Origin of the sequence: Lactobacillus johnsonii ATCC 33200 (assembly GCF_000159355.1) — a bacterium.
Lineage (GTDB): Bacteria > Bacillota > Bacilli > Lactobacillales > Lactobacillaceae > Lactobacillus > Lactobacillus johnsonii.
Map to the genome: position 1 here is coordinate 1 of NZ_GG670125.1, position 7773 is coordinate 7773.

Annotated in this window: 6 protein-coding genes and 11 tRNA genes; 1 reads left to right on the forward strand and 16 read right to left on the reverse strand. The window is 34.5% G+C overall.

Annotated elements, in window-relative coordinates:
- Positions 1–125: 125 nt before the first annotated feature.
- The 15 genes from HMPREF0528_RS08545 to HMPREF0528_RS08615 form a co-directional block, all read right to left on the reverse strand.
- Complete coding sequence (locus HMPREF0528_RS08545) at positions 126–2195, reverse strand: LTA synthase family protein (RefSeq protein WP_004896648.1); 2070 nt, start codon at positions 2193–2195, stop codon at positions 126–128.
- A gap of 84 nt (positions 2196–2279) precedes the next feature.
- Positions 2280–3296, reverse strand: a complete 1017-nt coding sequence (locus tag HMPREF0528_RS08550) for a lysylphosphatidylglycerol synthase transmembrane domain-containing protein (protein WP_004896649.1) — start codon at positions 3294–3296, stop codon at positions 2280–2282.
- Positions 3296–4339 (reverse strand): glycosyltransferase family 4 protein, encoded by a 1044-nt coding sequence (locus HMPREF0528_RS08555; protein ID WP_004896650.1) that lies wholly within the window; start codon positions 4337–4339, stop codon positions 3296–3298. The genes HMPREF0528_RS08550 and HMPREF0528_RS08555 overlap by 1 nt, the downstream gene beginning before the upstream one ends.
- Entirely contained in the window at positions 4332–5498 is a 1167-nt protein-coding gene (locus tag HMPREF0528_RS08560; protein WP_004896651.1) for a glycosyltransferase family 4 protein, read from the reverse strand. The genes HMPREF0528_RS08555 and HMPREF0528_RS08560 overlap by 8 nt, the downstream gene beginning before the upstream one ends.
- Positions 5499–5613: 115 nt before the next feature.
- Positions 5614–5697, reverse strand: a tRNA-Leu gene (locus HMPREF0528_RS08565).
- A gap of 31 nt (positions 5698–5728) precedes the next feature.
- Positions 5729–5799 (reverse strand) — tRNA-Cys (locus HMPREF0528_RS08570).
- 20 nt (positions 5800–5819) lie between these two features.
- Positions 5820–5891: transfer RNA gene (locus HMPREF0528_RS08575), tRNA-Gln, on the reverse strand.
- A 7-nt stretch (positions 5892–5898) separates the two neighbouring features.
- Positions 5899–5971 (reverse strand) — tRNA-His (locus HMPREF0528_RS08580).
- A 14-nt stretch (positions 5972–5985) separates the two neighbouring features.
- Positions 5986–6056 (reverse strand) — tRNA-Trp (locus HMPREF0528_RS08585).
- Positions 6057–6062: 6 nt separating this feature from the next.
- Positions 6063–6144, reverse strand: a tRNA-Tyr gene (locus HMPREF0528_RS08590).
- A gap of 4 nt (positions 6145–6148) precedes the next feature.
- A tRNA-Phe gene (locus tag HMPREF0528_RS08595) sits at positions 6149–6221 on the reverse strand.
- A 4-nt stretch (positions 6222–6225) separates the two neighbouring features.
- Positions 6226–6298, reverse strand: a tRNA-Asp gene (locus HMPREF0528_RS08600).
- A 3-nt stretch (positions 6299–6301) separates the two neighbouring features.
- A tRNA-Met gene (locus HMPREF0528_RS08605) sits at positions 6302–6375 on the reverse strand.
- A 7-nt stretch (positions 6376–6382) separates the two neighbouring features.
- A tRNA-Ser gene (locus tag HMPREF0528_RS08610) sits at positions 6383–6473 on the reverse strand.
- A gap of 26 nt (positions 6474–6499) precedes the next feature.
- Positions 6500–6571: transfer RNA gene (locus tag HMPREF0528_RS08615), tRNA-Glu, on the reverse strand.
- Between the two features lie 232 nt (positions 6572–6803).
- Here HMPREF0528_RS08615 and HMPREF0528_RS08620 point away from each other — a divergent pair.
- Positions 6804–7163 (forward strand): hypothetical protein, encoded by a 360-nt coding sequence (locus HMPREF0528_RS08620; RefSeq protein ID WP_004896652.1) that lies wholly within the window; start codon positions 6804–6806, stop codon positions 7161–7163.
- Between the two features lie 421 nt (positions 7164–7584).
- Here the strand turns inward: HMPREF0528_RS08620 and HMPREF0528_RS09305 are convergent.
- A partial coding sequence (locus HMPREF0528_RS09305) for a hypothetical protein (RefSeq protein WP_004896654.1) occupies positions 7585–7773 on the reverse strand: 189 nt, incomplete at its 5' end.

Below are 7773 nucleotides of genomic sequence, written 5' to 3' on the forward strand. Positions count from 1 at the left end.
AATTTGATTAATAATTTAATTGTTCAGATTTATATTTTTTCATTCTTATTTTAATTGAGATTTAAGTTTTAAAATTCGGATATAAAAAAATTGTGTTAAGTATAATCACTTAACACAATTTTTAATTATTTTTTCAATTCTGGGGCATCTGTCTTGAAATCACTTTGAGTTGTCTTTTTACCATTCTGATACCAGACACTATTCTTACTCTTCTTCTCAGCCTTTTTCAATCGTTTTAACGAATCAGATTTCTTATATGAATAATTTTTTCTCTTCACATATTCAAATCCATCTGGCTTATAGAAGCGCAAAAGATTTCCTGTAATTACTCGGTCTGATAAGGAGAGCTCGGTCGTTACTGTATTAGAAATGGATGCTAATTGGGCCTTTACTTTCTTGCTTGGATGAGTTATTCGCTTTCCTGATTGCGTGTAGTAATAACTTCCTTCCACTTTACTATATTTTGGAGTAATAAAGTCACCATTTCGCTGGGCAACAATTTGTGGAGCATTTTTAGCCAAAAGACTATGTCCAAACTGAATCATATTTTGGTCATTAATTCCTAATAAATTAAATAAAGTTGGTCTAACGTCAATCTCGCCACCATAGGTATGATTAATACCACCCTTAAGTCCAGGCATGTGGAACATTAATGGTACCCGTTGGAATTGGAGATTATCAAAATTATTAAAGCTATCTTTATCCAATAATTGGGCAGACGCCTTATGGTGATTTCCAGAAATTCCGTAGTGATCTCCATAAAGCATAATTAGAGTATTCTTCTCTAAACCAGATTTCTTCAGATAGCTCATCAATTCTCCAATTGCTTGGTCAAGATAATGAGCAGTTTGAACATATCCATCTACTGTTTTATCACCAGTATCAGTTTTATCAATGGATTGATTTTTCTTATCTAAATCATATGGATAGTGGTTCGTTACCGTAATCATCTTTAAATAAAATGGCTGTGGTAAATGCTCCATATATTTAATCGACTGATCAAAGAAAAGCTTATCCTTAATTCCATATCCTAAGTAATATCCTTTTTTATTTTGATAATAAGATAAAGGCATGAAATAATTGTAGCCAAAAGACTTATAAGCATTATCACGATTCCAGAATGAACCTGCCCCACCATGCATAACTGCACTAGTGTAGCCAGCCTTTTGACCTAGTATAGCTGGAGCACTTTCAAAAGTGTTAGATGTTCCATAACTTGACATAGCAGATCCTGATTGTAAACCAAAAATAGAGTTTTCTAGCATCATTTCAGCATCGGAAGTCTTACCCTGTCCTACTTGATTAAAGAAATTATCAAAACTAATAGTATCGTTAGCATGATATAGCTTATTCAAGTTAGGTGTAACTTCTTTTCCATGCCACTTATAATCAATTAAAAATTGCTGGAAACTCTCTAAGTGGATTACCAATACATTCTTATTCTTTGCCACGCCATAATATTCCGGATTAGGGGCAATATAATTTTTCTTGATATACGACTGAACAGTTTTTAGATCACTATGGTTTGCTTTAGCCATAATTGCATTATTTTGAGCAGTTTTTACTCCGTCATACACTGCAAAAGCATTTAATCCTAAATATTTAACAATATAGTTATTATCAAAAGTTCTAGTCAATAAACCAGAACGATCCTTTTGTGCCATAGTTAAATTAGTACCAATCAATACTACAGCTAAGCCTTCAATTAAAAGTGAAACCTTTAATTTTAGACGTCGAACATCAATTTTAAAAACTTTAAAAGCTATTAGTAGAACAATAATAACTACATCTAAAAATACTAAAAAATCTGTTCCTTTTGTGATGCCCGCAATACTTTTTCCTAAATTATCAGAAGTAGATCCGGACGTTTTAATGATAGAAGTAGATAAAAAATCAGAAAATTCTCGATAATATAATATATTTGAAAATAGCCAAAGAGATAAAAGAAAATCAATTATGACCATAATCCAGTAGGATTTCCTACCCTTAAAAAATAAACCAATTCCAATTAATAAAATAGCAGTTGGCAGTGGATTTATCAGTAGCAAAAAATTTTGCATTGAGCCCACTACACCTAAATTAAACTTTGTTATATAGGTTAAATATGTTTTTATCCAAAAAAATACAACAACTACAGTGAAAAAGCCTAATTTAGTTTTAGTTAACCAATTATATGATGCTTTTAGGCGTCCCATCTAAGTCCTCCTCAACTTTGTTCTTTCATGATATTACTACTAAAAAATGGTTTTGATAAATTAAAATAGCAAATTTAAGGAATTTTAATGACTTTTTACTTTCTTGGGCTTAAAGAGCCAACCGAATATCCCTAAAATCATTCCAAAAAAGTAGGTAGTAAAACGCCATAAGAACATCCCTAGAGTCAACAAAATATTTGAATGAATAAAAGTAGAAAACAATGTCTGAAAACTAAATTCTGCTCCACCAGATGCTCCTGGAATTGGAACAATTGCCATAAACATGATAATCATAATGTTCATCTGCGTAACGTCTAGCCAAGAAGGTGTTAAATTTAATGCTAACAAGATCAAGTACGGAATTGAATAGAAACATAGAAGTTGACCAATAGTCAAAATACTGGCACCTAATAATTTTTTCTTTTCACGTTTTAAGTTCTGTCCTTCTGCATAAAAAGTTTCAATTTTCTCCATCGTATTCTTACGCCATTTTTCAACAGTATTTTTATTCATAAATTTTTCCAGTAAATCCATGACCCAATTAGTAGTATTTTTTGTCCATCGATATGCAAACATAATTGCTAATAGAAAAATTATGGAACTTACATGAAGAATAAAACCAATTAAAATAAACAAGGCTAACCCTGAAAATTTGGTTACTACCATATGAAAACCAAAAATAATTGTCGATACGTACGCAAATAAAACGCAAATTTGATAAATTATAAATTTCATTAACAGAATAGATGTCGCCCGTCCACCTTCTATTCCCATCTGAATCATGGCTACTAACTGAGAAGGTTGACCACCGGTAGACAAGGGTGTTATCGCATTAAATAAAGCTTGAATAATTGGAATTCTGAAAAAAGACCATGCCGAGCGATGTGGATCTCCCTTTTTATGCTCTAAAATCCAAATAATAGCAGCTTCACAGACATACGACAAAACCATTACCAATAAAACTAACAGCAAGAAAGTTAAATTTAATTTTTTACTTGCTCCCCATAATGCCTTAATTGGTGTTTTCCGTAATTCTTGCCAAATAACAAAGCCACTAATTAAAAGAACAATCAGCATCCCTATAAAATGTTTTTTGTTCATTATTTGATTTGTCCTAACTTTCTACCAATTTCATATTGTTCCATGTAAAAGTCATGCCATATTTTAGCAAGATGGTCTTCAGAATATTCTTGACTGGCTTGAGCAGATAAATCTTGATACTTCTTTAATTTTTCAGGATATGATACTACGGATTTAATTTGAGCGTTTAACTCAGTAAAATCCTTGCCTTTCATATAATACCCGTCAATAATAGCTTGATATAAATCCAAATCACGTAATAAAACAGGAGTATTACATGAAAAAGCTTCTAAAACTGACATTGGAAATAATTCATCGAAAGATGGGAGTAAAAATAAGTCAGCAATGTTTAAATAGCTAACTAATTCTTCTCGTGGCACAATACCAGTAAATTTCAAATTTTTTGGAGGATCATCAATTAACTTCTTAAAATGAGCATATCCATCCGTCATTTTACCGAATGAGAATCCACCAGCCCAAATAAATTGAACATCTGGATTAGCTTCTGCTAACTTCGCAAAGTCATCCACACCTTTTCTTTCTTGAACTTGTCCATCTCCGACAATCACAAACTTATCTAACGGAATATGCAATTTATTCCTAAAGGCGTTTTTTTGTACTTGACTTTGCTCATAAAATTCACTTTTTGCTACAAAATTAGGAATATATTTTACTTTGTCTTTGCTGATTTCGTACTTCACTAATTTATCAATAAAGATTGGATTAACTACTACTATCTGATCCATTCTTTTATAAAAATCAATAACGTACTTATAGAAGATATTTTTTGCTGGTTCAGGGAGCTTAACAGATCCTTCTAATGTTTCCGGCAGAAAATGCACATATCCAATTTTTCTTCCACGACTAGGTAAAAAACTATTAACAAAATATGTAGGATTTATAGTATGGTAATGCGTTAGATCGCTTGCTCCATATTTATTAATAGTTACATAAAAATCTTCTACTAAGCGGGACCTAAGTAAGCGAACTAGCTCTTTATACGCAGATCCCACACCCTGTCCCTGAACTGAATCAGCCTGGGAAAACATATTAATTCTAATCATAATTTACCTCAGTTGTTCGTTTATTTTGAATTGCATCTTGATAAAAATCTTCTATTCTATGTGCAAAAGTAGCTGCTGATACATCTACCAATTTATTTTTCTTTATATTTTCAGGAATGGTAAATCGATCTTCTTTTAAATAATCAAGAATCTCATTTTTCATCTCATCCTTTGTTTTAAAGGTGCAGCCTAACTCCTTATTATCAAAAACATTCTCCGTGTAATCTGTACTGTACACTACACTTTTTGTTCCAGCGGCTAATGCCTCAATATAGGTTAAACCTTGCGTTTCAGTATCACTTGCGGATACGAATAAGTCGGCCATACGATAATAATTTCCAACATCACTGTGTTCAACACTACCTGCGAAAGTTACATCGTCTTCTAAAGAAAGTCGAGCAACTTGATCTTTTAATGGCTGTACATCAGGACCATCGCCGGCAATTACAAACTTTACGTTAGGCTCTTTTTCTAAAATTTCAGGTAAAACATCTAAAATTTGATCTATTTTCTTTTCAGCTGCTACCCTACTTAGCGTGAGAATAACTTTATCTTTTGAACTAAGCCCCAATTCCTTCCGGACATCTCGACGGGGATTTTCATTGATAGCTGTTAAATCAACTCCTGTTGGAATAATACGCATTGGAATTGTAACTCCATATCGCCTCAATGTTTCTTTTACACGCTGACTTGGTGCAACCACTCCATCCATCTTATGGAGATAGGCCTTCGTAATTTGTTTAACGTGATACGGCTTTAATAGGTGTCCATTTAATACATAATGTAAGTAGTCTTCATACATAGTATGGTAAGTATGAATAGCAGGAATATCTAACGAATGCGCAACATATTTTCCAATCATACCCATTGCAAACTCGGTTTGAGTATGCACAATGTCTAATTTTACTTCCTTAGCAATTTTCGTTGCCTGAAATAAACCTCTAACTGCAATTCTTCTATCCGTAAAAGAGACAAAAGGTACACTACTAACTCTGAAAATATTTGGCTCAATAGTCCCTTTTCCTAAATGAGGATCAGTTGTAGTAAAAATGAAGACAGAATGTCCATCTGCTTCAAGAGAATTTTTTAAAGTTTGAATTGAAGTTGCGACCCCAGAAAGCTGAGGAAAATAAGTATCGGTAAATAACCCAATATTCATATAAAAATACCTCCATTAAAGAACATTATAAAGTTAGTAGAAAGGAGTTGCAATTTTGGATAAAAAAAAGACGTGAGAATTAACTCACGTCTTTTTGCCAGAATGTCTGAATAAATAGCGGTGATCGGGGTCGAACCGATACGTCCCAGGGGACACCAGATTTTGAGTCTGACGCGTCTGCCAATTCCGCCACACCGCCATAAATGAAATTAATCAGGAAATTCAGGCGAAGGCGGTGATCGGATTTGAACCGATGATTAGGGTTTTGCAGACCCGTGCCTTACCACTTGGCTACACCGCCAACCTCTGATCATTAACAAATTGGGATAGTTGGATTCGAACCAACGCATGATGAAGTCAAAGTCCATTGCCTTACCGCTTGGCTATATCCCAATGTTAGGGCGGAATGTGGGGATCGAACCCACGCATGCCGGATCCACAAACCGGTGTGTTAACCACTTCACCAATTCCGCCATAATATTAAAAACAGGGATAGTAGGAATTGAACCCACACTAGCGGTTTTGGAGACCGATGTACTACCTTTATACGATATCCCTATTTAATGGAGGCCAGTGGATTCGAACCACCGAACTCAGAGAGAGCGGTTTTACAGACCGCCGCGTTTAGCCACTTCGCTAGGCCTCCAGAATGGCGCGAGACGGAATCGAACCGCCGACACAAGGAGCTTCAATCCTTTGCTCTACCAACTGAGCTATCGAGCCATTACGGTCCCTACCGGATTCGGACCGGTGATCTCCTCCGTGACAGGGAGGCGTGATAACCACTACACTAAGGGACCATATTGCGGGAATAGGATTTGAACCTATGACCTTCGGGTTATGAGCCCGACGAGCTACCAGACTGCTCCATCCCGCGATGATTAAGGAGGATGTGGGATTCGGACCCACGCGCGGGCAGAACCCGCCTGACGGTTTTCAAGACCGTTCCCTTCAGCCGGACTTGGGTAATCCTCCATTTATACCATCTTTTAATATGGTAATGACCCGTACGAGATTTGAACTCATGTTACCGCCGTGAAAGGGCGGTGTCTTAACCACTTGACCAACGGGTCATACGTTTTTAACGTACTTATTAATCATACTTGATTTAGAAAGTGATGTCAACAACTTTTTTCAAAAACTTTTTTGAATTGTTGTTTTTTCTTGCTCTCCGCATCAGCAATAACTATATTACTAAAAACATTCTAACTATGCAACCCCTAATTTTAATTTTTTTACTTTATTTCTTTTTTATCTCTTTAAGCCTATATGGTGCTACACTAAGCGTATACGGAGGTTTTTTTTATGTCTAATGAAAGATGTATTGTTGACAATAAAAAAGGTAAAAAATTAATTAAATTAGCTGATGGAAATATGATTTGTGAAGATCATGCAAAACTTACTCCTTGGCAAAGAGAAGAATTAATTGAAAAAGATGCAAATCAAGTTAATGAGTATATAGATAAAATGACTAATACCCATTTAGCTGCATATGGCTTAGAAAATATGGAAGCATCATACAAGTCTCTTCTTCATAGAGCGGCTCAAAGTGATCTAATGGAAAATACTTCCCCAGAAGATACATTAAAGCTTCAAAACTGGATCTTAATCAAGCAAAATGCAGAAATAATTAACCTGCTTAAAGAATTAAATACAAGAAACTAGCTAATCCATATAACTATAGACACATTCGTTCCATCTGAACCATGTGTCTTTTTTAGACTAACAAAAATACGACTTTGAAATATGTAAAAATCGCTCTGTAAACTCTTTATTTTATTTTAAAGCCAAATTTCTCCTCAGGAACCTTTAAAAGCCATATAGAGAAGATATAAGGCTCATTACCGCATAAAGGAGATTCCCACTCTAAATTTTCAAGATATAGCTGCTTTTTCTCTTTTTGGTCGTATAATAGACACCCAAATTTTCTCTGCTTACTGAACTTTCGCTGCTCTCTTTCCCACAAGCGTCGTCTTACTTATAATACGGGGACTAAAAAACTTTCTTAGTTCAATCAAGGTAAGTGCCTGGAAGAAAACTACGATTTATCTACTTCCAAGACTACTTTCGTATAATTCAATTGCTTTTAATTTAGTTTCAACTGTATATTTGTCCATAGCAAAATTCCCAGGTTGGGTTTATATCCAACTCGGGGGTTAACTTCATAGTTATTTGATTCTTTTTCTGTCTCTTCATCCATACACTTGAACAAAGAGTTTTTTACTTTTAAAGATACAAAAAAACACACTAGTGACATCACTAGTGTGTTTACTTT

Excerpts from the sequence above, each read along its gene's own strand:
- HMPREF0528_RS08545 (WP_004896648.1), bottom strand. The coding sequence starts at position 2,195 with ATGGGACGCCTAAAAGCATCATATAATTGGTTAACTAAAACTAAATTA.
- HMPREF0528_RS08550 (WP_004896649.1), bottom strand. The coding sequence starts at position 3,296 with ATGAACAAAAAACATTTTATAGGGATGCTGATTGTTCTTTTAATTAGT.
- HMPREF0528_RS08555 (WP_004896650.1), bottom strand. The coding sequence starts at position 4,339 with ATGATTAGAATTAATATGTTTTCCCAGGCTGATTCAGTTCAGGGACAG.
- HMPREF0528_RS08560 (WP_004896651.1), bottom strand. The coding sequence starts at position 5,498 with ATGAATATTGGGTTATTTACCGATACTTATTTTCCTCAGCTTTCTGGG.
- HMPREF0528_RS08620 (WP_004896652.1), top strand. The coding sequence starts at position 6,804 with ATGTCTAATGAAAGATGTATTGTTGACAATAAAAAAGGTAAAAAATTA.